This is a genomic window from Sphingomonas kyeonggiensis (assembly GCF_014196745.1).
GTDB lineage: Bacteria > Pseudomonadota > Alphaproteobacteria > Sphingomonadales > Sphingomonadaceae > Sphingomonas > Sphingomonas kyeonggiensis.
This window is the reverse complement of sequence record NZ_JACIEH010000001.1, coordinates 563,859-587,240: the sequence shown is the minus strand read 5'-3', so window position 1 is coordinate 587,240 and position 23,382 is coordinate 563,859. Positions and strand designations below refer to the sequence as shown.

25 protein-coding genes are annotated in these 23,382 nt (G+C 68.9%); 12 read left to right on the top strand and 13 right to left on the bottom strand.

The features are described 5' to 3' along the window. Positions 1 to 17 precede the first annotated feature (17 nt). Complete coding sequence (gene radA / locus GGR46_RS02850) at positions 18 to 1,388, bottom strand: DNA repair protein RadA (RefSeq protein ID WP_183994378.1); 1,371 nt, start codon at positions 1,386 to 1,388, stop codon at positions 18 to 20. Positions 1,389 to 1,481: 93 nt separating this feature from the next. Between radA and GGR46_RS02845 the strand changes: the two genes are divergently transcribed. After that, positions 1,482 to 2,624, top strand: coding sequence for a glycosyltransferase family 4 protein (locus GGR46_RS02845; RefSeq protein ID WP_183994376.1), 1,143 nt, complete (start codon positions 1,482 to 1,484; stop codon positions 2,622 to 2,624). A 33-nt stretch (positions 2,625 to 2,657) separates the two neighbouring features. On the opposite strand, the gene GGR46_RS02840 is transcribed toward GGR46_RS02845, so the two are convergent. The 3 genes from GGR46_RS02840 to ubiM all read right to left on the bottom strand — a co-directional run bounded on the left by GGR46_RS02840 (position 2,658) and on the right by ubiM (position 5,095). After that, positions 2,658 to 2,981 (bottom strand): DUF2218 domain-containing protein, encoded by a 324-nt coding sequence (locus GGR46_RS02840; protein WP_183994374.1) that lies wholly within the window; start codon positions 2,979 to 2,981, stop codon positions 2,658 to 2,660. Between the two features lie 71 nt (positions 2,982 to 3,052). After that, the gene (locus tag GGR46_RS02835) at positions 3,053 to 3,643 is read right to left on the bottom strand and encodes a PadR family transcriptional regulator (protein ID WP_425506511.1); all 591 of its coding nucleotides are present in this window, start codon (positions 3,641 to 3,643) and stop codon (positions 3,053 to 3,055) included. Positions 3,644 to 3,922: 279 nt separating this feature from the next. Beyond that, positions 3,923 to 5,095, bottom strand: a complete 1,173-nt coding sequence (gene ubiM, locus GGR46_RS02830; RefSeq protein ID WP_183994372.1) for a 5-demethoxyubiquinol-8 5-hydroxylase UbiM — start codon at positions 5,093 to 5,095, stop codon at positions 3,923 to 3,925. Positions 5,096 to 5,201: 106 nt separating this feature from the next. Here ubiM and GGR46_RS02825 point away from each other — a divergent pair, with 106 nt between their 5' ends. Genes GGR46_RS02825 through GGR46_RS02810 form a run of 4 tightly spaced genes read left to right on the top strand, consistent with a single transcriptional unit; the run spans position 5,202 to position 7,956 of the window. Next, a complete protein-coding gene (locus GGR46_RS02825) occupies positions 5,202 to 6,530 on the top strand; it encodes a replication-associated recombination protein A (RefSeq protein ID WP_183994370.1) in 1,329 nt (442 codons plus the stop codon). Further along, on the top strand, positions 6,527 to 6,748 hold the full coding sequence (locus GGR46_RS02820) for a DUF7336 domain-containing protein (protein WP_183994368.1): 222 nt from the start codon (positions 6,527 to 6,529) through the stop codon (positions 6,746 to 6,748). Before GGR46_RS02825 ends, GGR46_RS02820 begins: the two co-directional genes overlap by 4 nt. 3 nt (positions 6,749 to 6,751) lie before the next feature. Then, a complete protein-coding gene (locus GGR46_RS02815; RefSeq protein ID WP_183994366.1) occupies positions 6,752 to 7,099 on the top strand; it encodes a hypothetical protein in 348 nt (115 codons plus the stop codon). Beyond that, a complete protein-coding gene (locus tag GGR46_RS02810; RefSeq protein WP_343057964.1) occupies positions 7,042 to 7,956 on the top strand; it encodes a hypothetical protein in 915 nt (304 codons plus the stop codon). Before GGR46_RS02815 ends, GGR46_RS02810 begins: the two co-directional genes overlap by 58 nt. Before the next feature lie 31 nt (positions 7,957 to 7,987). Here the strand turns inward: GGR46_RS02810 and GGR46_RS02805 are convergent, their stop codons facing one another. The 4 genes from GGR46_RS02805 to GGR46_RS02790 form a co-directional block, all read right to left on the bottom strand. Continuing rightward, a complete protein-coding gene (locus GGR46_RS02805; RefSeq protein WP_183994363.1) occupies positions 7,988 to 8,638 on the bottom strand; it encodes a DsbA family oxidoreductase in 651 nt (216 codons plus the stop codon). A gap of 59 nt (positions 8,639 to 8,697) precedes the next feature. Further along, complete coding sequence (locus GGR46_RS02800) at positions 8,698 to 9,039, bottom strand: hypothetical protein (protein ID WP_183994361.1); 342 nt, start codon at positions 9,037 to 9,039, stop codon at positions 8,698 to 8,700. 140 nt (positions 9,040 to 9,179) lie between these two features. Further along, a complete protein-coding gene (locus tag GGR46_RS02795; protein ID WP_183994359.1) occupies positions 9,180 to 10,148 on the bottom strand; it encodes a quinone oxidoreductase family protein in 969 nt (322 codons plus the stop codon). 48 nt (positions 10,149 to 10,196) lie between these two features. Then, the gene (locus GGR46_RS02790) at positions 10,197 to 10,763 is read right to left on the bottom strand and encodes a TetR/AcrR family transcriptional regulator (protein ID WP_183994358.1); all 567 of its coding nucleotides are present in this window, start codon (positions 10,761 to 10,763) and stop codon (positions 10,197 to 10,199) included. Positions 10,764 to 10,844: 81 nt separating this feature from the next. On the opposite strand from GGR46_RS02790, the gene GGR46_RS02785 reads away from it, so the two are divergent. Continuing rightward, positions 10,845 to 12,083, top strand: a complete 1,239-nt coding sequence (locus GGR46_RS02785; protein WP_221262536.1) for an MFS transporter — start codon at positions 10,845 to 10,847, stop codon at positions 12,081 to 12,083. A 40-nt stretch (positions 12,084 to 12,123) separates the two neighbouring features. Here GGR46_RS02785 and GGR46_RS02780 read toward each other — a convergent pair whose 3' ends face one another. After that, positions 12,124 to 12,570 carry a DUF1348 family protein gene (locus tag GGR46_RS02780; RefSeq protein WP_183994354.1) on the bottom strand — a complete coding sequence of 149 codons (447 nt, stop codon included), beginning with the start codon at positions 12,568 to 12,570 and terminating at the stop codon, positions 12,124 to 12,126. A gap of 189 nt (positions 12,571 to 12,759) precedes the next feature. Here GGR46_RS02780 and GGR46_RS02775 point away from each other — a divergent pair, with 189 nt between their 5' ends. From GGR46_RS02775 to GGR46_RS02765, 3 genes are all read left to right on the top strand, one after another. Next, positions 12,760 to 13,800 carry an alpha/beta fold hydrolase gene (locus GGR46_RS02775; protein WP_425506509.1) on the top strand — a complete coding sequence of 347 codons (1,041 nt, stop codon included), beginning with the start codon at positions 12,760 to 12,762 and terminating at the stop codon, positions 13,798 to 13,800. A 5-nt stretch (positions 13,801 to 13,805) separates the two neighbouring features. After that, on the top strand, positions 13,806 to 14,339 hold the full coding sequence (locus GGR46_RS02770; RefSeq protein WP_183994352.1) for a cytochrome P460 family protein: 534 nt from the start codon (positions 13,806 to 13,808) through the stop codon (positions 14,337 to 14,339). Between the two features lie 122 nt (positions 14,340 to 14,461). Beyond that, complete coding sequence (locus tag GGR46_RS02765) at positions 14,462 to 15,118, top strand: NADPH-dependent F420 reductase (RefSeq protein WP_183994350.1); 657 nt, start codon at positions 14,462 to 14,464, stop codon at positions 15,116 to 15,118. A 14-nt stretch (positions 15,119 to 15,132) separates the two neighbouring features. Here the strand turns inward: GGR46_RS02765 and GGR46_RS02760 are convergent, their stop codons facing one another. The 4 genes from GGR46_RS02760 to GGR46_RS02745 all read right to left on the bottom strand — a co-directional run bounded on the left by GGR46_RS02760 (position 15,133) and on the right by GGR46_RS02745 (position 18,195). Further along, positions 15,133 to 15,489 carry a hypothetical protein gene (locus GGR46_RS02760; protein WP_183994348.1) on the bottom strand — a complete coding sequence of 119 codons (357 nt, stop codon included), beginning with the start codon at positions 15,487 to 15,489 and terminating at the stop codon, positions 15,133 to 15,135. Positions 15,490 to 15,672: 183 nt separating this feature from the next. After that, positions 15,673 to 16,461: an alpha/beta fold hydrolase gene (locus tag GGR46_RS02755; protein ID WP_183994346.1), complete on the bottom strand. Its 789-nt coding sequence runs from the start codon at positions 16,459 to 16,461 to the stop codon at positions 15,673 to 15,675. A gap of 25 nt (positions 16,462 to 16,486) precedes the next feature. Beyond that, positions 16,487 to 16,897: an organic hydroperoxide resistance protein gene (locus tag GGR46_RS02750; RefSeq protein WP_183994344.1), complete on the bottom strand. Its 411-nt coding sequence runs from the start codon at positions 16,895 to 16,897 to the stop codon at positions 16,487 to 16,489. 26 nt (positions 16,898 to 16,923) lie between these two features. After that, on the bottom strand, positions 16,924 to 18,195 hold the full coding sequence (locus GGR46_RS02745) for an alpha/beta fold hydrolase (RefSeq protein WP_183994342.1): 1,272 nt from the start codon (positions 18,193 to 18,195) through the stop codon (positions 16,924 to 16,926). Between the two features lie 192 nt (positions 18,196 to 18,387). Here GGR46_RS02745 and GGR46_RS02740 point away from each other — a divergent pair, with 192 nt between their 5' ends. The 3 genes from GGR46_RS02740 (at position 18,388) to GGR46_RS02730 (ending at position 23,342) form a co-directional block, all read left to right on the top strand. Further along, positions 18,388 to 19,497 (top strand): redoxin domain-containing protein, encoded by a 1,110-nt coding sequence (locus tag GGR46_RS02740; protein WP_183994340.1) that lies wholly within the window; start codon positions 18,388 to 18,390, stop codon positions 19,495 to 19,497. A 12-nt stretch (positions 19,498 to 19,509) separates the two neighbouring features. Further along, the gene (locus GGR46_RS02735; protein ID WP_183994338.1) at positions 19,510 to 20,343 is read left to right on the top strand and encodes an oxidoreductase; all 834 of its coding nucleotides are present in this window, start codon (positions 19,510 to 19,512) and stop codon (positions 20,341 to 20,343) included. Positions 20,344 to 20,597: 254 nt separating this feature from the next. Then, positions 20,598 to 23,342 carry a winged helix-turn-helix domain-containing protein gene (locus GGR46_RS02730; protein WP_183994336.1) on the top strand — a complete coding sequence of 915 codons (2,745 nt, stop codon included), beginning with the start codon at positions 20,598 to 20,600 and terminating at the stop codon, positions 23,340 to 23,342. Positions 23,343 to 23,382 lie beyond the last annotated feature (40 nt).

Here is a 23,382-nt window from a genome sequence, read left to right as displayed (position 1 = left end):
CCAGCCGAAGCCGCGCCTCACCGCCCCAGCAGGTGATCGACGAACTGGACGAGCGACTTGAACCCGGCGAGTTGCAGCCCGCCCTTGTCGTTGACCTGCGCCATCGGGGCCAGCGCGCGGCCGAAGCCCAGCTTGGCGGCCTCGCGGCAGCGCAGCGCGCCATGCGCTACGGGGCGCACTTCGCCCGAGAGCGCGATCTCACCGAACACCACCGCATCCACCGGTATCGGCCGCTCGGACAGGGCCGAAACCAGCGCCGCCGCCACCGCCATGTCCGCCGCCGGGTCCTGCACCCGGTAGCCGCCGGCGATGTTGAGATAGACTTCGCAGGTCGAGAAGCTCAGCCCGCAGCGCGCTTCCAGCACCGCGAGGATCATCGACAGCCGGGCCGAATCCCAGCCCACCACCGCGCGCCGCGGCGTCGCCCCGCTCGCCAGCCGCACGGTGAGCGCCTGCACCTCGACCAGCACCGGCCGCGTCCCCTCCAGCGCGGGGAAGACCACCGTGCCGGTGACGTTCTCGTCGCGGGAGGTGAGGAACAGGGAGGAGGGATTCGAGACTTCCTCCAGCCCCTCGGTCTGCATCGCGAATACGCCGATCTCGTCGGTGCCGCCGAAGCGATTCTTCACCGCGCGCAGGATGCGATACTGGTGGCTGCGCTCGCCCTCGAACGCCAGCACCGTATCGACCATGTGCTCGAGCACGCGCGGGCCGGCGATGCTGCCGTCCTTGGTGACGTGGCCGACCAGCACCACCGCGGTGCCGCGCTCCTTGGCGAAGCGGATCAGCTCGCCCGCGCTCGCCCGCACCTGGCTCACCGTGCCCGGCGCACCCTCGATCAGGTCCGAATGCATGGTCTGGATCGAATCGATGATCAGCAGCGCCGGCGGCGCGCCCTCGCCCACCGTGGTGAGGATGTCGCGCACCGAGGTGGCCGCGGCGAGCTGCACCGGTGCCTTGCCCAGGCCCAGCCGTCGCGCGCGCAACCGCACCTGGTCCGCCGCCTCCTCGCCCGAGACATAGGCGACTGAGAGCCCGCGCAGCGCCACCTTGGCGGCAGCCTGCAGCAGCAGGGTCGACTTGCCGATGCCCGGGTCGCCACCGATCAGCGTCGCAGACCCTTCGACGAACCCGCCGCCGAGCGCACGGTCGAGCTCGGCGATGCCGGTCGCCATGCGATCGGGCAGCGCGATGTCGGTGTTGAGCCCGGTGAGCATGATCGCCCGACCGCCCGACTGGAGGTTATGCCGGGCCGTGAACGGCGTCACATTGGCATTGGCATCCTCGACCAGCTGGTTCCACTCGCCGCAATCGCCGCATTGCCCCGCCCATTGCGCGGTGACCGAGCCACAGGCCTGGCAGACATAACGCTTCTTCGGTTTCGCCATGGCGCGAGACCTAGCCCGAGAACAGGACGAGAACAAGCCTTCAAATCCTCACCGCAGGTTGCTCCTCGCGCGCGCGGAATGTATGCGCCCGCCATGAAGCCCACCGACCTCCGCGTCGCGCTGTTCAGCGGCAACTATAATTATGTCCGCGACGGCGCGAACCAGGCGCTCAACCTGCTCGTCGGCTACCTCCTCTCGCGGGGGGTGGCCGTCCGCGTCTATTCGCCGACCACCGGTACGCCCGCCTTCACGCCCACCGGCGATCTGATCAGCGTCCCGTCCTGGCCGGTTCCCGGCGGACGCGAGGAATATCGCTTCGCAACCGGCCTGCCGCGCAGCACCCAAGCGGACCTGGAGGCCTTCGCGCCCAATATCGTGCACCTCTCGGCGCCGGAGTTCCTCTGCCACGGCGCGCTCAAATGGGCGCAGCGCAACCAGATCGCGACGCTCGCCTCGCTCCACACGCGCTTCGAGACCTATCCGGCCTATTACCATCTCGGCTTCCTGGAGAAGCCGCTGATCCGCCTGCTCACCCGCTTCTACAATCGCGCCGATCACGTCGTGACCCCGGGCAAGTCGACCGCCGACCTGATCCGCAGCTGGGGCGTCACCACGCCGATCACCACCTGGGCACGCGGCGTGAATCACGCGCGGTTCAACCCGGGCGCACGCAGCCTGGAATGGCGGCGCTCGCTCGGCATCGGCGACGAGGAAGTCGCGGTCGGCTTTCTCGGTCGGCTGGTGCTGGAAAAGGGGCTCGACGTGTTCGCCGAGGTGATCGGAGCGCTCCGCGAGCGCGGCGTGCCGCACCGGGTGCTGGTGATCGGCGAAGGCCCGGCCCGCCAATGGTTCGCCGAGCGCGTGCCCGAAGCGGTGTTCACCGGCTTCCAGGGCGGCGACGATCTCGGCCGCGCGGTCGCCTCGATGGACGTGTTCTTCAACCCGTCGCTCACCGAGACCTTCGGCAACGTCACGTCGGAGGCGATGGCCAGCGGCGTGCCCGTGGTCGCCGCCCGCGCGACCGGGGCGATCGACCTGGTCGAGGATGGCGAGAACGGTTTTCTCGTCCCCCCGCGCGACGTTGTGGCCTATGCCGATGCGATCGCCCGCTTTGCCGCCGATCCCGAACTCCGTCGCCGCGCCGGCGCCGAAGGCCATGCCCGGGCCCGCGCGCTGATCTGGGACGACGTCAACCAGAAGGTGCTCGACGCGTATCTGGGGCTGATGGATCGCTAACTCCCTCTCCCCGCAGGCGGGGAGAGAGAGAACCTACTTCCAGTCGTACTTCAGACCTTCCTCGCGGAAGGCAAAGCGGTCGAGATGTCGCTCCACCGCGCCCTTCAGCCCTTCGAGCTGCTCGGTCGAGCTGGCGTCGATGCGGATGTCGAGCCCGGTCTCGGCGACGTTGAAAGTGACCACCGCATCGCCAGGATGATCGGCGCCGCGCGCATCCTTCGGGAAGATCACCGTGCCGTTCTCCGGAGTGAACTCGACCTGGAGATTGTGCTCCCAATGCTTGCACAGCTGCTGGAGGTAGCGGCTGGCATGGTCGGTCGGCGCCAGCGTCTCGGCCGAAAAGGTCGTGAGGGTCATGGATATCTTCTCCCTCGGCGACGGCACGATCCCGAGCCGCCGCCGCAGTAGTTCAATGCGCGGCACCGCGCTTAGAGCCGCTCGATCTTCCGCGCCGCCTCGTCGAGGATCTCGGCGACGTCGTGCAGCATGTCGGCACTGATGCCCTCCGCCGCAAGCCGCTCCTGGAGGACGGTGCGCAGATTGCCCATCGCCCGGCGGATCGGCCCGCCATCGGCGCGCTCGCGCGCCCCGGCAAGCTGCTTGAGCCGCTCGAACAGCGCCTCCACTTCCTCGGTCCGCTCGGCGAGATGCGCCGTGCCGTCCGCGGTGATCGCGAACTGCTTCTTGGCGCCTTCGCTCCGGGTTTCCTCGATCAGCCCCATCTCGTCGAGCATGCTGAGCGTCGGATAGACCACGCCCGGGCTGGGGGCATAGGCGCCACCCGAACGCTCCTCGATCTCGCGGATCAGGTCATAGCCGTGGCGCGGCTGCTCCTCGATCAGCTTGAGCAGGATGAGGCGGAGCTCGGTGCCGTCGAACATGCGGCGACGGCCGCCGCGCTCGCCATGGCCGAAGCCACCGCGCCCGCCAAAACCGAACGCCATGGCGAAATCCGCCCCGCCAAAGCCGCCGCGGCGGCCGAAATGCATGCCACGCTGGCCGCAATGATGATGTCGCATAATATCTCCTGTGCGAATCTTGATGCGCACAAGATATATCTTGAAAGGGTTTTGGCAAGAGGCGGGTTTGGAGAAATCGCTTTCTCCATGTCACCGCGCCAACTTCATCGTCGTTCCCATTTCCCGTCATCCCCGCGAAGGCGGGGATCCAGGGTAGCTTGGGACGAGCGACCCAATCGGGCACATGCTCGCCGGAAACGGCAAGGCGAGCCGAACGGCCGTCGCACCTGGCCCTGGATCCTCGCCTTCGCGGGGATGACGCGTATTGGATGCCCCGCCCTACCGCGCCATCAACATCCCCCGAACGCCCGAGCGGAACAGCGGCAACCGTGCACCCAGCCGTAGTCCCGCATGGCGCACCGCCCGGGCGAGCGGGCGTTCGTCGGTGTAGAGCCTCACCAGCAGATTGGTGCCGAGCCAGAGCGGCCGTGCGGCGGCGCGGTGCGCTTCCTCATAGGCGCGGATACCCCGCTCGCCGCCCGGATCGCGCCCGCGGCGCGCCGCCTCGCCTACCACCGCGGCGAGCAGCGCCTGCCCGCTCAGCCCCAGGTTGAAACCATGCGCGGTCACCGGGTGCATCCCCACCGCCGCGTCGCCGATCAGCGCGGCCCGCCGTGCCCCGAAATGCTTCGCCCAGGTGGTGACCAGCGGATAGACGTGCCGCGATCCCGCCACTTCCCCCGCCACTTCCATCGTCCCGAGCAGGTTCGCCGATCGCCGGGTCAGCTCCGCGCCCAGTGCCGCGTCGGGCAAGGCGGCGAGCTGCTCTATCTCGCGCTCGGGCAGAGTGAGCACCACCGAGGACATGCCGTTGTTTAGCGGCAGCAGCGCGATCGTCTGGCCATGGCCGAACCATTCGGTCGCCACCTGCTCGTGCCATTTCGAATGAGCGACCCGGCAGACCAGCATCGAGCGGCCGAGCCGGTTCACTTCCGCCGCGATGCCGAGCTGGTCCCGCAGCGGCGACATCCGCGAGTCCGCCGCGACCAGCAGCCGTCCACGCACCGTCTCCCCGGTCGACAGCGCCACCTCGGCAAAGCGCCGCCCAGTCCGCGCGGAGGCCAGGCTGGTCCCGCAGGCGAGCCGCAGGCCCGGCTGCCCGGCCACGGTCTCGAACAGGGCGCGCCGGATGTGATGATTGGGCACCAGCCAGCCCAGCGCTTCCCCCGCCGGCCCGGGCTCGAAGTCGAGCGCAAAGGCCGATCGCCCGTTGCGCACCCGCGCAGCCTGGAGCGGCGCGATCTCGGGCAGGCGCTCCCACGCGCCCAGCCGCTCGAGGATCGCGCGCGAGCCATGGGTCAGCGCGATCTCGCGCCCGTCATAGGCCGGGTCGGCGAGCGCCGCATAAGGCTGGCGCTCGACCAGCAGCGTCTCGAGCCCCTGGTCGTTCAGCGACCGCGCAAAGGCCAGCCCCGCCGGCCCACCGCCCACGATGATGACGTCATAGTCCACCGTCCGTCTCCTTCGCCGGACAGGATGCACCTTCGCGCGGCTGCGCCAATTGCGTTCGATCAAAGCTTGGGATGCAGAAATCGTCCGCTGCGCCTATCTTGGCGGAATGGCCGACCTTTTCGCCGCCCAGGAACCGAGTTTCCGCCCCGAAGCCGCGCCGCTCAATGGCCCGCTTGCCGATCGCCTGCGCCCGCAGCAGCTCGCCGATGTCGTGGGACAGGAGCATCTCACCGGCCCCGAGGGCGCGATCGGCCGCATGGTCGCAGCGGGCAAGCTCAGCTCGATCATCCTCTGGGGCCCGCCCGGCACCGGCAAGACGACGATCGCCCGGCTGCTCGCCGATGCCGTCGGGCTGCGCTTCGTCGCGATCAGCGCGGTGTTCTCGGGCGTCGCCGACCTCAAGAAGGTGTTCGCCGAGGCGAAGGAATATGCCCGGCTGGGCCGCAAGACGCTGTTGTTCGTGGACGAGATCCACCGCTTCAATCGTGCCCAGCAGGACGGCTTCCTACCCTATGTCGAGGACGGCACCGTTACCCTGGTCGGCGCCACCACCGAGAACCCCTCGTTCGAGCTCAACGCCGCGGTGCTCAGCCGCGCCCAGGTGCTGATCCTCCACCGGCTCGATCCTGCAGCGCTGACCCGGCTGCTCGACCGCGCCGAGGCCGCCGAGGAGCGGCCCCTGCCCCTCACCCCCGATGCGCGCGACGCGCTGGTGGCGAGCGCGGACGGCGATGGCCGCTTCCTGCTCAACCAGGCCGAGACCTTGTTCTCGGTGCAGTTCGAGAAGCCGCTCGATCCCGCCGCGCTCGGCGACTTCCTCCAGCGCCGCGTCGCGGTCTACGACAAGGATCGCGAGGGGCATTACAATCTGATCTCCGCGCTCCACAAATCGGTGCGCGGCAGCGATCCCCAGGCGGCACTCTATTATCTCGCGCGCATGCTGACCGCCGGCGAGGAGCCGCTCTACGTGCTGCGCCGGCTGGTGCGCATGGCGGTGGAGGACATCGGCCTCGCCGACCCGAACGCGCTGGTGCAATGTCTCGCGGCCAAGGACACCTATGAGTTCCTCGGTTCGCCCGAGGGCGAGCTGGCGATCGCCCAGGCCTGTCTCTACGTCGCCACCGCGCCCAAATCGAACGCGGCGTACATGGCGCAGAAGGCTGCGTGGCGGAGCGCGAAGGAAACCGGCTCGCTGATGCCGCCGCAGAACATCCTCAACGCCCCCACCAAGCTGATGAAGCAGATCGGCTATGGCGCAGGCTATACCTATGACCATGATGCCGAGGGCGGCTTCTCGGGCGACAATTACTGGCCCGAGGAAATGGCGCCCCAGACTTTCTACACCCCCACCGACCGCGGCCACGAGAAGCGCATCGCCGAGCGGCTGGCCTGGTGGAACGAGATGCGGGAGCGGCGGCGGAGTGACGGCGAATGAGCGAGGTGTTCCTGCTCTGGCACTCGCGAGAACTCGGCAATGACGAGACCGACGACAAGCTGGTGGGCGTCTATAGCAGCCATGCCGAGGCGCAGGCGGCGATTGCCCGGAAACTCGCCTTTCCCGGCTTTCGTGACCATCCGGACGGCTTCCTGATCGATCGATCTGAGCTAGACCGGGACGCGTGGAGCGAAGGCTTTGGTCTTGGGGAGGACTGACGCGTGAAGAACTGGGACGATGCCACGGCCTTTGCCCGCACCCTGCCCGATGTGGTGATGGAGAGCTGGTGGGGCACGCCCTGTCCCAAGATCAACGGCAAGGGCCTGATGTCCCCCGGCCGCGAGCAGGGCAGCTTCGGGCTGATGGTCACCCACCCCGAGAAGGAGATCCTGTTCGAGACCGATCCGGACACCTTCTGGCAGACCGACCACTATGCCAATTATCCGATGCTGCTGGTCCGCTACGGCACCGACAGCCGCGAGCGGATCGAACTCTACATCCAGCGTGCCTGGTGGGACCGCGCCAAGAAGCCCCAGCGCATCGCCGCGGGAATGGCGGAACGCCCCTGAACTTCACCGATTTCATCGCGATCGACTGGTCCGGCCAGGCGGTCGAGCGCCCCAGAGGGCTGGCCGTCGCGCGCGCCACGGCGGGCACCGCTGCGCCTGTGCTGGTCGAGCGCAACTGGTCGCGCCAGGGCATCGAAGATTGGCTGGCCGCGCTGGCGGACAAGGGGACCCGCGCGCTGATCGGGCTCGACCTGTCCCCCGCCTTCCCGCTCGTTGATCAGGGCGCATACTTCCCCGGGTGGGACCTTTCCCCACCCGACGGCCCCGCGCTGTGGAAGCTGGTGGATGCACTCTCCGCCGACGATCCGCACCTCGCCGCGACCAGCTTCGTGCAGCATCCGGATGCCCGCCGCCATTTCCGCCAGATGGGCGATTGCGGCGACCTGTTCCCGCCCGGCCGCGGCCGCTTCCGGGTGTGCGAGCATGGCCAGGCGGCGATGCGCCTGTCGCCGTACAGCTGCTTCAACCTGGTCGGCGCGAGCCAGGTCGGCAAGTCGAGCCTCACCGGCATGCGCGTGCTGCACCGGCTGCGGGGCAAGCTGCCGATCTGGCCGTTCGATCCGCTGCCGGAGAGCGGCCCGGTGCTGGTCGAGATCTATACCGCGCTGGCCGCCCGTGCCGCGGGCATGCGCAAGGGCATCTCCAAGATCCGCGACGCGGCGACGCTCGATGCAATGCTCGCGGCGCTGGGCTCCGAGCCCGCCGCTCCCCTCAGCCGGCACGACGACCACGCCACCGACGCGATGCTCAGCGCCGCCTGGCTCCGCGCGGTGGCGCACCGGGCGGAGCTGTGGGCGCCCAAAGGCCTGACGCCGGAACTGGCGCGCACCGAGGGTTGGACGTTCGGAGTGGGTTAACTCCCTCTCTCCGCTTCGGGGAGAGGGAGAGTTACGCCACCTCCGCCGCGATCTGGCGGAGGGCATTCTCGAAGGCCTCGGGCGGCTGGCCGCCGGAGATCAGCCATTTGTCCTCGATCACGATCGCCGGCACCGAGCGGATCCCGCGGCTCTGCCACAGCTGCTCGGCCGCGCGGACCTCTTCCGTGTAGCGGCCCGAGGCCAGCACCTCGCGCGCGGCCGCGCCGTCGAGTCCGGCCTTCTCCGCCGCCGCGACCAGCACGTCCTGGTTCGACGGGTCCTTCTGCTCGGTGAAATAGGTCTCGAACAGCGCGTGCTTGAGCGCCGCCTGCTTGCCCTCGACCTCGGCCCAATGGAGCAGCCGGTGCGCGTCGAAGGTGTTGTAGATCCGGCTTTCGGCCGAGCTGTTCATCGTGAAGCCCAGCGCCGCCGCGCGGTCGCGGATCATCTGGCGGTTCGCCGCCGACTGCTCGGGCGTCGAGCCGTACTTCTTCGCGATGTGCTCGCCGATATTCTCGCCCTCGGGAACCATGTTCGGATTGAGCTCGAAGGGCTGGAAATGGATCTTCGCGTCGACCACGCCCTCGGTCCGGGCCAGCGCCTCTTCCAGGCCCTTGAGCCCGATGATGCACCAGGGGCAGGAGACGTCGGAGACGAAATCGATCTTGAGGGGACGGGGCATCGGGAATCCTTTGTCGGTGTTCCCGGCAAGATGGGGACAGCCCGCCCCGATGCAACGCTCTATGCGACCTTCGCCGCCTCCGCGCGGCGGAGATATTCGTCCGCCATCTCGAAGCGGATGCGCCGCACGGCCGGATCGTCGCTGTTCGACGCGCGCGCCCGCTCCTCCCGAGCACGGCGCTGCAGATAGGCGGTCTCGTCTTCCTCGGGCTCGGGCTGGAGCTCCGGCACCTGTACCTTCGCCTCGCGCGGCGACTCCTCCGGCTTTTTCGGCTCGGTGGCGAGCGCCTCGTACATGGCGGCAAGCGTCAGATACTGCTCGCGGGCGGAACCGCTCAGTTGCTCGGCCATCTCGCGCTGGCGCGCGGCACGGGCCTGATAATAGTCGTGCTGCTTGTTCATCGACCCAATCCCCGCGTCGCGGGTTCATATTAGGAGACGTCGCACAAAAGCGAAGATTCGATACGCAGCAACGGTCGCTCGCCGGCGGCGGTCCGTCGCATATCATGGACCGCCGCCGGCATTTTGCAAAGAGCCGAAGCTCAGGGAATGAGCAGCAATTTGCCGGTGGTCGCCCGACTCTCCATCGCCGCATGCGCCTCGGCCGCATCGGCCAGCGCATAGTCGGTCGCGGGGGCGATCCGCAGCTTGCCCTCGCGCACCCAGTCGAACAGCCGGGCGGTGCGTGCCCGCAGCAGTTCGGGCGTGTGGATATGGTCGAAGAACACCGCATAGCCCAGCTTGATGCTGCGCGGCAGGCTCATGATGTCGATCCGGCCGGGCCCGCCCAGCACCGGGCCGAACCAGCAGAAGGTGCCCGAGCGGCGCAGCGAGGCCAGCGACCCCTCGAAGGTCGCCGGTCCCGAGCCGTCATAGACGACGTGCACGCCCTCGCCCCCGGTGAGCCGCAGCACCTCGGCAGCGAAATCACCCTCGGCATCGACGATGACATGGTCCGCGCCCGCCGCCTTGGCCGCCGCGACCTTGGCCTCGCTGGAGACCCGGCCGATCACCGTGCCGCCGCGCAGCTTGACGATCTGGGTGAGCAGCTGCCCCAACCCGCCCGCCGCCGCGTGGACCAGCGCGACGTCGCCCGGCTGGACGGGGTAGAAGTCGGTGGCGAAATGGCTGGCGGTAAGGCCCTGCATCATCAGCGAGGCGGCGGTGCGATCGTCGATATCGCCGGGGATCGGCACCAGCGCGGCCGCCGGGATGGCGAGGCGCTCGGCATAGCTGCCCGGCGCATAGACCCAGGCGACCCGCTGGCCGACCGCCAGATCGGCCACGCCCTCGCCCAGCGCCAGCACCCTGCCTGCCCCCTCGACACCCAGGGCGCGGGGCAAGGGCATCTCGTGCCAGGCCATGCCGTTGCGTACGCCGATGTCCATGAAGTTCACACCGGCGGCGGCGATCTCGACCAGCACCTCCCCCGGACCCGGCACGGGCTCATGAAACTCAAGTATCTCAATAACTTCCGAGCCGCCAACCGCGGTCATGGCAATGGTCTTCATGCACTTTACTCCTAATTGAATGATCGTTCCAGAATTGGTCAAAAAAAATCAGCGCAGGGCGCGCATCGCAAGATCCACCAGGGCGGAGAGCTGCGCCGGGCCCGCCCCGCCGCGCGCGGCGAGGCGGATGCTGGCGATGGTGGCGATCAGGAAGGCGGCCAGGCTGTCCATGTCGAGATCCGCGGCGATATCGCCCTGCTCCCGGGCAAGCGCGAGCGCCGCCTTGACCGCGCGGACGAGCGTGGCGCCGGACTCCTCGCGCAGCTTGACCAGGTCCGGCCGGCCGCAGCCGAACTCCACCGTGGAGCTGACGCCCAGACAGGCCCGGTCCGCCTCCGCCACCACCCGATCGAACATCGCGCGGATGCCCTCGATCGCCCGGTCGCGGCTGGTCAGCAGCTCGGCGTGGGTGCGCACCTCGTCCTGCGAATAGCGTTTCACCGCAGCGAGATAGACCCCCCATTTGTCACCGAACGTGTCGTAGAGGCTCTGCCGCCCGATCCCCATCGCATCGACGAGCATCTGCGCCGACGCGCCTTCGAAGCCATGCGCGCGGAAAACCTCCACGGCAGCCTGGACGGCGGTATCGATGTCGAATTCGCGGGGTCGTGCCATGCAGGGGAGATAATGTACTGGAACGATCGTTCAAGATGTGGTTCAGGAAGAAATGGACACCGGAACGTTCGTACACCGATGATGGCACCGCGCTGGTATCGCGACCTCGATCCGAACGGCCGGCGGGCGTTCGCCTCCACCTATGCGGCGTTCAGCATGGATGCGATGAACATCCAGCTCTACTCGTTCATATTGCCCGTGCTGCTGACGCTGTGGCAGCTCTCGCCCTCGGCCGGCGGGCTGCTGGCGACGGTGACCCTGGTCGCCTCCGCCGCCGGTGGCTGGCTGGCGGGCATGCTCTCCGACCGGCTGGGCCGGGTCCGCGTGCTCAAGGCGACGATCCTGTGGATGGCGCTCTCGACCATGGCCTGCGGCCTGGCGCAGAGCTACGAGCAACTGCTCGTCGCGCGGATCGTCCAGGGCGTGGGCTTCGGCGCCGAATGGGCGGTCGGCGCCGTGTTCATGGGCGAGATCGCCGCGGCGGCGACGCGCGGCCGGCTGGTCGGCACCGCACAGAGCGCCTGGGCGGTCGGCTGGGGGCTTGCTGCCCTGAGCGCCACCTTCGCCACCGCGCTGCTGCCCGCCGAGCCCGGCTGGCGCGCGGCCTTCTTCCTGAGCCTGCCGGCGGCCGGTGCCATCTTCCTCGTCCGCAGGCGTCTGGAGGAATCCCCCACCTTCCTCGCGGCTTGCCCGGCGGGTTCCGGTCCCCGCGCACAGGACTGGCACCGGATCTTTGCACGACCGCTGCGCGGAAACACCCTGCGCGGTTCGCTGCTCGCGATCGGCACGCATGGCGGCTATTGGGCATTGGCGACCTGGTGGCCGACCATGCTGAAGCTCGAGCGCGGCATGACCACGGCGCAGGCGGCGACGCACATGGCGATGCTCGTCGGGGGATCGCTGGCGGGCTATGCGATCGGCGCCGCGCTCAGCGACCGGATCGGCCGCCGGGGCACGCTCGCCTTGTTCGCGGCGGGCGGGATCGTCACGGTCCTGCTCGCCACCGAACTGCCGCTGTCCGACGACGCGCTGCTCGCGCTCGGCGCCCCGCTGGGGCTGTTCGCCATGGGCCTCTACAGCGCGATCGGCCCAGTGCTGAACGAGCTTTACCCCACCCGGCTGCGCGGTTCGGGGCTGGGCTTCTGCTACAATGTCGGGCGCGGCGTGGCCGGGCTGGCGCCGTTCGCGGTTGGGGGCAGCATCGCGACCCATGGGATCGCGCATTCGATCGGGATCTATGTGTCGGTGGCCTATGTGCTGGTGCTGGTGGCCGCGCTGCTGCTGCGCGAGACGCGGGGGATGGAGCTGGTGGCGGCGTAGCCTCTCTCCCTCTCTCCGCTTGCGGGGAGAGGGAGAAGTCCTAGAACCCCAATTCCGTCAGGCTCGGATGGTCCGCCGGCCTTGGTCCCTCCGGCCAGCGCAGGGCGCGTTCGCGTTCCTGGATGGGATGCTCGTTCGCGGCGGTGAGCCTGCGCCGGATCAGGCCGGCATGGTCCAGCTCGATCTCCTCGCTGCCATAGACGCGGAACCAGGTGCCGCTGTCGGTGTGAAACTCGGCGGCGTGACGGATGCTCAGCCGGCCATCGCCTTCCGACCAGGGCTCGAGCAGGACCCGCAGATCGAGCTCGCGGCGGAACTGGCGATCGAGGAACCCGCGGATCTGCTCGCGCCCCCACAGGAAGGTCACCCGGTTGCGCCACTGGCAATCGATCGTGTGGCTGAGCAGCAGCCCATCCAGGTTGCGCAGGTTCCAGGCATTCTCGGCATCGCGGACATGCCATTCCGTCGCCGGACTGAATCGGAGCATCGGGTCTTCCAGCCTTCCAGGGTATCTCCGCGCATATGGCGCGCGGGCCCGGCTACCCGCCAGTTAGGCGCTGTTAGTTCCCGATCGTCGCGAACCGCCCCTCACAGCAGATCATAGCGATTAACGAGCGGTCGCCGCCGGTCCGGACTATCTCGGAATCGTACCCACGCTGCCCCGAAAGGACCGATCATGTCGAACCTGATGCCCGAAACCGTCACCGATCGCCGCGGCTTCGTCCATGGCGCCGCCGCCATCGCCGCCCTGCTCGGCGGCGCCGCCACTGCCCAGGCCGCCGGCGCCTCGCGCGGTGCCGCGCCCGCCCCTGCCGGCTTCGGCCCGGTCAAGCAGGTCGATGCCGGCCCGCTCAGCATCGGCTATGTCGAGATGGGCCCGGCGACCGGCCCGGTGGTGCTGCTCTTCCATGGCTGGCCTTATGACATCCACGCCTTTGTCGAGGTCGCGCCGCTGCTGGTCGCGCGCGGCTACCGCGTGATCATCCCCTATCTGCGTGGCTATGGCAGCACCGTCTTCCGCTCGGCCGACACCTTCCGCAACGCGCAGCAGGCCGCGGTCGCGCTGGACGGCATCGCGCTGATGGACGCGCTGGGCATCAAGAAGGCGATCGTCGCCGGGTTCGACTGGGGCGGCCGCACCGCCGACATCATGGCGCTGCTCTGGCCCGAGCGCTGCATCGCGCTCGTCTCGGTCAGCGGCTATCTGATCGGCAGCCAGGCCGCCAATGCCGCGCCGCTGCCGCCGGCGGCCGAGCTGCAATGGTGGTATCAGTTCTACTTCGCCACCGCGCGCGGCGAGGCCGGCTATGCCAAGAACACCGATGCGTTCAACAAGCTGATCTGGCAGCTCGCCTCGCCCAAGTGGCAGTTCGACGACGCGACCTTCGCGCGCACCGCCGCCTCCTTCACCAACCCGGACCATGTCGCACTGGTGATCCACAATTACCGCTGGCGCCTGGGCCTTGCCCAGGGCGAGGCAAAGTATGATTCGATCGAGGCGAAGCTGGCGACCACTCCGCCGATCACCGTGCCGACGATCACGATGGAAGGCGACGCCAATGGCGCGCCGCACCCCGCGCCCGAACAGTATCGCAGCAAGTTCACCGGCCCCTATGAGTTCCGGCTGATCAGCGGCGGCATCGGCCACAACCTGCCGCAGGAAGCGCCGGCCGCCTTCGCCAAGGCAGTGCTCGACGTCGCCAAGATGGCGGGGTGAGGGCGATGGAGATCAAGCGTCTTTCCGCCGCCGGCCTGGCGATCGCGACCCTGGTCTTCGGGGTCGCGGCCACCTGGCCGAAGCAGGAGGTGCAGCGCTCGCCGATCTATGGCGTGGAGCTGCCCAAAGGCTATCGCGACTGGCAGGTGATCAGCGTCGCGCACGAGGCCGGCAAGAACAACGACATCCGCGCCATCCTGGGCAACGACATCGCGATGAAGGCCTATCGCCAGAACATCCGCCCCTTCCCCGACGGCGCGATCATCGTCCGCGTGGCGTGGCAGTATGAATCGTCGCCGCGCAACGACAGCGTGTTCCCCGCCCCCCAGTCCTTCGTGGCGGGCGCGCCGACCAATGTGCAGGTGAGCGAGAAGGACTCGAAGCGCTTCGCCAAGACCGGCGGCTGGGGCTATGCCCAGTTCGAGAAGGGCGTGGCCGACCCGAGCGTGCCGCTGATCCAGTCCTGCTATGCCTGCCACATCAAGCTGGACGCGATCGACAAGCAGGCGGACCTGGTCTTCACCAACTATTCGGAATGAGGTTTGCCGGCGCCCGGGTTCGCGGGCCCGGGCGCCGATCAATTCTATTTCGCCTCCGGAATTGTGGATCAGCCGGCGCTGCCTATTTGCCCAGGTCCAAACCCAGCATCCGGAGAGAGTGGTTGAAGATCGGGATCATCGGCGCAGGCAATATCGGCCAGGCAATTGCGCGACTGGCCGTGGCGAACGGACACCAGGCCATACTCAGCAACTCGCGTGGCCCCGAAACGCTCGGCGCCTTGGCGCAGGCGATCGGCTGCGATGTGGCATATGCGGTGGACGTGCCCGCGGCCAGCGACGTCGTGGTGCTCACCGTGCCGCTCACCGCTGTATTCGCGCTCTCCCCGGCGCTGCTCGACGGCCGCATCGTCATTGACACCAACAACTATTATCCCGACCGGGACGGCAGGATCGACGCCCTCGACCAGCGCCGTACGACGACCAGCGAGATGGTCGCCGCCCACTTCCCCCGCGCGACCATCGTCAAGGCGTTCAACGCCATCCTCGCGAAGGACCTACTCGATCCGGTCACGCTTCCGGGCGGGAACCGGCGCGCGCTGCCGATCGCCGGCGATGACGCCGCCGCCAGGTCCCGGGTGGCAGCGCTGCAGGCCGATTTTGGCTATGATACCGTCGATGCCGGACCGCTCGCCGACAGCTGGCGGTTCGAGCGCGCCAAGCCGGCCTATTGCATCCCGCTCGACCAGGCCGGGCTCCGCTCCTCACTGGATGCGGCGAAGCGCGACGAAGAACTGCCCGAGGGGTCCTGGCGAAGATAGGGCCGGCCCCGCCCTCACTGATAGCGCAGCATCTTCTCGAACCCCTCGTTCGCCTTGGTCATCTTGGCGATCTTGCGGAGGTGCGCGCGAACGTGCCGCTCGAACTTGGTATCGTCATAGATGCCGGTCGCCCGATATTCGTCCTGGGCGATCAGTTCCTTGATGCGCTTGGCCAAGGCGGCCTGATCGTCGGTGCAGTCCGCAGATTGCAGCGCGCGGCAGACCCATTCCTCGGCAGCGGCCTTGTCGTAATCGTCCTGGGCCTCATAGCCGCGCCGGTCCGCCGCCGCCTGGTCGAGCCGCGAGACCTCGAACCGGCGCTCGAGCCATTTCCGGACCTGCGCGCCGTCCCATGGCTTTGGTGAAGTCATCCGCATCCCTTTCTTCCAGAGCGACGCGCCATGCCCGAATGGACGCGGAAGGGACAGCGGCCGTGTGCGATCGCGGATGCATCTCGCCCGGATACGAAGGTGCCCACGGCCGGCGACGCTGGTAGCCGACCGTGGGCATGGGGCGCCGGCGCAGGGGGCGCTGGGGACCGCCGGCGCCTCAACTCATTGCGCGGTCGCCGCCTTTTCGATCTGGCTGGCCACCGCCGGCGCGTGCGAGACCATCACCACGTGCGAGGCGCCCTTCACCACCACCGTGGCGCGCGACCTGGCGCGATCGGCCATGAACGCCTGGGCGGCGGGCGGGATGTTCTTGTCCGCGTCGCCATAGATGAACCAGGACGGGATGTGCTTCCACGCCGGCGCGGTGCTCGCCTCGCCCAGCGCCGTATCGGCGATCGGGCGCTGGCCGGCGGCCATCAGCTTCGCATCGGCCAGGGGCACGTCCGCCGCGAACTGGTCGTGGAACTTCGCCTGGAGGATGTAGAGGTCGTTGCCGCCGCCGCTGAGCTTGACCGGCGGGGCGAGCGTCGGCGGCAGGGTGCTGCCCGGGAACTTGCCGGTGAGGGCCAGCGCGCTCTCGCCCGCTTCCGGCGCGAAGGCGGCGACATAGACGAGCGCCTTGACGTTCGCGGCACCCTCGGCCGCCTCGCTGATCACCGAGCCGCCATAGCTGTGGCCGACGAGCACGACCGGGCCATCGATGCTCTTGAGCAGGTCGGCAACCGAGTCGGCGTCGCCGCGCACGCTGCGCAGCGGGTTGGCTGCGGCGATCACGGTATAGCCGTCACGCTCGAGGATCTTGATCACGCCGTTCCAGCTCGACGAGTCGGCAAAGGCGCCGTGGACCAGGACGACCGTGGGCTTGACCGGCGCGGCCCTGGTCTGGGCCTGCGCGGCGGGCGCCAGCGCGGTGGCGGCGAGCAGGAGCCCGCCGGCGATGAGCTTCTTCATGATGATTCTCCCAACAGCGCCGCGCTCAGACGAGCGCGACGACGGCATCGATATTGCCCTTGATCGCCTTCGAATAGGGGCAGGTGCGGTGCGCGGCCTCGATCAGCTGGCGGGCGATCTCCGGCTCCACGCCGGGGACGCTGACGTTGAGGCGGGCGGCGAGCGAATAGCCGTCGTCGCCGTGGCGCAGGTCGACCTCCGCATCGATCGCGAGGTCGGCCGGCAGGGTGATGCCCTTGGCCTTGGCGGCGATGCCCATCGCGCCCTCGAAGCAGGCGGACCAGCCGGCGGCGAAGAGCTGTTCCGGATTGGTGCCCGCGCCGGCGCTGCCGGGCACGGCGAGTTGGATGTCGAGGCGTCCGTCCGAGCTGCGGGCGGCGCCTTCGCGGCCACCGGTCACATGGACATTGGCGGTGTACAGGGTCTTGTCGGACATGGATGTTCTCCTTGGGATCGGGTGTTTCAGCGCAGCGAGCGGAAGGCGGCGCGGACTTCCTCGGCGAAGATCCGGGGCTGTTCCCAGGCCGCGAAATGGCCGCCGTTGCTGGCTTCGTGGAAGTAAGTGAGGTTGGTGTAGCAGCGCTCGGCCCAGCTCTTCGGCGCGCGGAAGATCTCGCCGGGGAACACGCTCACCGCCACGGGCAGGTCGATCACGCCGCGGGCGTTGAAGTTGTTGGTGTGGTCTTCCCAATAGATGCGCGCGGCAGAGGCGCCGGTCTGGGTCAGCCAGTAGAGCGACATGTCGTCGAGGATCGCGTCGCGGCCCAGCACGCCCTGGGGATCGCCGGCGGGATAGGTCCACTGGCCGATCTTCTCGTACATCCAGGCGGCCATGCCGACCGGCGAGTCGACCAGCGAATAGCCGATCGTCTGCGGCCGGGTGTTCATCATCGCCGCATAGGCCGAATTGTCGCGGTAGAAGGCGACGAGCTGGTCGAAGGCGAAGCGCTCCTTCTCCGACAGGCTCGCCGGCGCCGGATCGCCGGCGGCGAGGATGTGCGCGATCTCGGCGGGGACGACCGCGGGCATGGTCAGATGGATGCCGATCAGCCCCGGCACGTGCTGGAGCGCCATGCGCTGCGAGATCACCGAGCCGCAATCGCCGCCCTGGCTGACGAAGCGGTCATAGCCCAGGCGCCGCATCAGCACGCTCCAGGCGCGGCCGATATGGTCCGAGCCCCAGCCGGGCATTGTCGGGCGGGCCGAGAAGCCGAAGCCGGGAATCGAGGGGACCACGACGTGGAACGCGTCCTCCGCCTTGCCGCCATGCGCGGTCGGGTTGGTCAGCAGGTCGATCACGCCGAGGAACTCGATGATCGAGCCCGGCCAGCCATGCGTCAGGATCAGCGGCATCGCCTTGTCGTGGCGCGAGCGGACATGGATGAAATGCACGTCGAGCCCGTCGATCTCGGTGAGGAACATCGGCAGCGCGTTCAGCCGCGCCTCGAACTTGCGCCAGTCATAGCCCTGGGCCCAGTAGCGCATCAGCGGCTCGAGCTCCTGGCGGCGCACGCCCTGGCTGTCATCGGCGACCGGTTGGGCATCGGCCCAGCGCGTCTCGAGGATCCGGCGCTTCATCGCGCGGACGTCCGCCTCGGGGATCGCGGCCTTGAACGGGCGGACCGCGTCGCTGCCCGCCTGGGCGAACACCTGCGACGGGATCGCGCTCACCGCTCCCGCGATGGCGGCGCCGACCACGAACTGGCGGCGTGTCGCTTCATTGTCTCCGAACACTTTTGCACTCCCTCCAAACTGATGGGGCACAGATAGGGAAATGGCGGCGCGACGCTCGTTAAGAGGAGTGATGCGGCGTTAGCGCGCGTGGGCGGCGGCTTTCAGGAACTAACGCGCGCCCGGCGAGGGCTAACGGGCGGCGGCGCGCAGGCGGCCTACATCGGCGTTCAACCGCAAGAGGAGGCAGGCATCATGAACCAGAAACGCTCCCTAGGCTTCGCCGCCGCCGCAGTCGTGGCCGCGGCCGCCACCACCGCCATCTGCTTCGGCGACGCGCTCGGCCTGGTCCGTTCCGCCGCCAAGCCGGTCGAAACCATCGGATCGGCGCCCTTCGGCACGACCTCGCGCCCGATCGAGGTGCTGCAGGACGCATCGCCCTGGCTGACCCCCGTGCCCGGCAGTCCCAAGGCGCTGCGCGGCAAGGTCGTGATCGTGAACTTCTGGACCTATTCCTGCATCAACTCGCTGCGCGCCCTTCCCTATCTGCGCGCCTGGAGCGAGCGCTACGGCGCGAAGGGCCTGGAAGTGGTCGGCGTCCACGCCCCCGAGTTCGGCTTCGAGAAGGATCCGGCGAATGTCCGCCTGGCCACCAGCCAGCTGAACGTGCGCTACGCGAACCTGCAGGACAATGACTATGCCGTGTGGCGCGACTTCGCCAACCAGGGCTGGCCCGGCATCTATTTCATCGACGCCAAGGGCAAGGTGCGCGGCTACCGGCTCGGCGAAGGCAAATATGCGGAAGGCGAGCAGCTGATCCGCACCTTGCTGGCCGAAGCCGGCCAGGACGTGTCGGGCATCCCCCTCGCCCCGATCGAGGCGAAGGGCGTCGAGGCACAGGCCGACTGGGCCGATCTCCGCTCGCCCGAGGCGTATATCGGCTATGACAAGGCCGTGGACTTCGCCTCCCCCGGCGGGCTGAAGCAGGACAGGTCGCATGGCTACAGCTCGGCGACGGACCTCTCGCTCAACCAGTGGGACCTGGCCGGCAGCTGGAAGGTCGACGGCGAATATGCGCTGCTGGAAAGCGGTCCCGGCACGATCCGCTTCCGCTTCCATGCCCGCGACACGCACCTCGTGCTGGGCGGCGCACAGGACGGCCAGCCGGTACGCTTCCGCGTGACGATCGACGGCAAGGCACCCGGCGCCAGCCACGGCGTCGATGTCGATGCGGCCGGCTGGGGCCAGGTCAAGGAGGACCGGCTCTACCAGCTCGTCCGCCAGCCCGGCGCGATCACCGACCGCACCGTCACGATCGAGTTCGCCCGCCCCGGCGTGCGCGCCTATGTCTTTACCTTCGGCTGATGGAGTGAAACCATGACACGGACCTGGCTGGTCACCGGCAGCTCGCGCGGCTTCGGGCGCGCGCTGTGCGAAGCGATCCTCGATGCGGGCGACAATCTGCTGGCGACGGCGCGCGATCCCGAGCAGCTCGCCGGGCTGGGCGACGGCCGCCCCGGCAGGCTCGCCACCGCCCGGCTCGACGTGACCTGCGAAGAGGACGCCGCCGCCGCGGTGGCGGCCGCGATCGAGACGTTCGGCACGCTCGACGTGCTGGTCAACAATGCCGGCTACGGCGATGTCGGCTCGGTCGAGGACACGCCGCTCGCCTCGTTCCGCCGCCAGATCGCCACCAATCTGTTCGGCACGATCATCATGACCAAGGCGGTGATCCCGCACATGCGCGCGCGGGGCAGCGGCCATATCGTGCAATTCTCCTCGGTCGGCGGCCGACTCGGCGCGCCGGGCCGCGCGCCCTATTCGGCGGCGAAATGGGGGGTGGAGGGCTTCTCCGAAGTGCTCGCCCAGGAAATGAAGCTGATCGGCGTGCGCGTGACGATCATCGAGCCGGGCGGCTTCCGCACCGATTTCGCCGGCGCCTCGACCACGCTGGAGACCGGCCGCGCCGAATATGACGCGGTGGTCGGCAATGCCGCGCGGATGCAGGCGGCCTATCACGGCAGGCAGCCGGGCGATCCGCGCCGCGGCGCCCAGGCGATCCTGCAGGTCGTCGCTTCGGACGAGCCGCCGCTCCGCTTGCCGCTGGGCAGCGACGCGATCGGTGCGATCGAACGCAGCGACAAGGCGCGGCTGGAAGAGCTGGAGCGCTGGCGCGCCCTCAGCCTGTCCACCGATTTTCCGAGGGAATAGGCTCACGTCCTACGTCGTCGTCCCCACACCCTACCCCGTCATCCCCGCGAACGCGGGGATCCAGAGTCACGCAGGACAGCGCTTTGCCACCCTGGATCCCCGCCTTCGCGGGGATGACGGAACGGGGGGATGACGGCACGACCAAAGAGAGGCCTCGAACCGCCTGAACGCAAAGAATAGTACTTTGGTAGGATTGAGGTGCGCCACCCCGCGCGGCATGGAACGCTCGACCGTAAATGGGGTAATGGCAGATCGTGGCGGACGTGGATCAACAGCTTGGCGAACGCATGTGCTTCGGGCCCTTCTGCCTGTCGCCGGGCGAGCGACTGCTGACGAAACATGGTGAGCCGGTGGAGATCGGCGGCCGCTCCTTCGACCTGCTGGTCGTCCTGACCGAGCAGCCCGGCCGGGTCCTGTCCAAGCGCGAGCTGCTCAAGCGGGTCTGGTCCGACGTGGTGGTCGAGGACGGGAGCCTCCGCTTCCACATGGCCGGCCTGCGCAAGCTGCTCGGCGACGGCACCGATGGCGCCCGCTACATCGCGACGCAGGTCGGCGTCGGCTATGCATTCGTCGCGCCGGTCGAGCGCCAGGGCGGCTCTGCGCCGCGCCGTGCCGCCGACGAAGCCCTGAAGGCACCGGTCAGCACCACCAACCTGCCCGCTCGCCTGCCCCATCTGATCGGGCGCGAGCGCGACGTCGAGTTTCTGGTCGATCGCGTCACCGACACGCCGCTCTTCTCGATCGTCGGCGCGGCGGGCGTCGGCAAGACCTCGCTCGCCATCGAGATCGGCCACCGGCTGGCGCCCGCCTTCGCGGACCAGGTTGCGTTCGTCGATTTCAGCATGCTCGAGAACATGACGGTGGTGCCGTCGATGATCGCCGGCGCGATGGGCATCGCGGTGCAGAGCGAGGATCCGCTCGCGGTGATCCTCGGCCATGTCCGCGAGCGGCCCTTCCTGCTGATCCTCGACAATTGCGAGCACGTGATCGAGCCCGTCGCCAGCGTCGTCGAGCGCCTTGTCGAGGAGGCTCCCCATGTCCGCGTGCTGACCACCTCGCGCGAGCCGCTGCGCGTACGCGCCGAGCATGTGCTGCGGCTGGACGCCCTGGCCTATCCCGAGGAGCTGGATGGCCTGACGGTCGATCAGATCCTCGCCTATCCCGCCGTGCAGCTCTTCCGCGAACGCGCCATGGCGGCGGACATCGCGCTGGTGATCGATGCGGAGGCCGCCCGGCTGATCGCCGAGATGTGCCAGCGCCTGGGCGGCATGGCGCTGCCGATCGAGCTCGCCGCAGTCCGCGTGGCGACCCATGGCATCGAGGCCACCGCCCGCCAGCTCGGCGAGCGCTTCAGCCTGGGCTGGTCGGGCCGCCGCACTGCCCAGCCGCGGCAGCAGACGCTCCAGGCGACGCTCGACTGGAGCTACGACCTGCTCCCCGCCGTCGAGCGGATCGTGCTCGAGCGCCTGTCGATCTTCGTCGGCCCCTTCTCGATCGACGCCGCGCTCGACGTGGTGGCGGATGCCGAGATCGGATCGGACGAAGTCGCCTTCGCGCTGGACGAGCTCGTCTCCAAGTCGCTGATCTCCCCCGATCGCTCGCGCCGCACCGGCACCTATCGCCTGCTCGAGATGACCCGCGCCTATGCGCGCGAGAAGCTGCTCGCCCGCGGCGTCGAGGCGCGTGCCGCCACCGCCCGCCGCCACGCCGCCTATTTCCTCGCCGAGCTGGAGATGGCCGAGCAGGACGAGGGCGTGCTGCAGGACGCCCGGCCGCTCCGCCTGCAGCTGGGCAATATCCGCAGTGCGCTCGACTGGTGCTTCGGCCCGCAGGGCGATCGGCGGATCGCCGTGCGCCTGGCCGCCGCCAGCGCGCCGGTGTTCCTCAACCTCTCCCACCTGATCGAGTGCCGCACCTGGTGCGGCCGCGCGCTGACCGAGATCGAGGAGGGCCAGCGCGGCACCGCGATCGAGCTCGAGCTGCAGGCGGCGCTGGGCATCACGCTGATGTTCACTCGCGGCAACAGCGAGGCGGCGGGCAACGCGCTCGCCCGCGCGCTGGAGATCGCCACCGCGCTCGAGGATCGCTGGAACCAGCTACGCCTGCTCGGCCGCCTCCATATCTTCCATGAGCGGATCGGCGAATATGCCACCGCGACGGGCCATGCCCGGCACGCGGTGCAGGTCGCCGAGCAGATCGGCGCGCCCGAGGCGCTCGGCGTGGCCTATTCGCTGCTCGGCATCTCCCACCATCTCGGCGGCGACCAGAAGAGCGCGCGGCGCGAGCTGGAGCTGTCGCTGCAGAACAGCCCGCCCTCCGCGCGCAGCCGGACGATCCATTACGGCTTCGACCATCGCAACCGCTCCGGGATCGCACTGGCGCGGACCCTGTGGCTGTCGGGCCATGCCGAGCAGGCCGCCCGCCAGGCGCGCCAGACGATCCGCGAGGCGGCGCAGCTCGATCATTCGGTGACCTATTGCATCGCGCTGATCTGGTCCTGGGCGGTCTATATCTGGATGGAGGACTTCCCCGCCGCCGAGGAGGACCTCGCCGCCTTCACCGCCTGCGCCGAAGTCAATGCGCTCGGCCCCTATGTCGCGGCCGCGGCGGGCTTCCGCGGCGAGCTGGCGATCGCCCGCGGCCAGGGTGGCGAAGCGCTGGGTGCGGTGGAGGAGAGCCTCTCGCGCCTGCGCGCCGCCCGCTACGAGCTGCTGACCACGCCCTTCTCGATCGCGCTCGCCCGCGGCCTGGTACTCGACGGGCGTTGCCCCGAGGCACTCGACCTGATCGATGCCGCCCTCGCCCGCTGCAACGCCAATGGCGAGCGCTATTCGGTGCCCGAGCTGCTCCGCCTCAAGGCCGGCATCCTGGCGCGCTGCGACTCGGCGCCCGGGGCGGGCCGTGCGGTGCTGGAGGATGCGCTGGCACTCGCCCGCGAACAGGGCGCACATGCGTGGGAGCTGAAGGTGGAAGCGGACCTGGCGGCGCTCACGGACTGACCCGAAACCACTCTCGCGCAACATGGCACTTGCGCGCGCT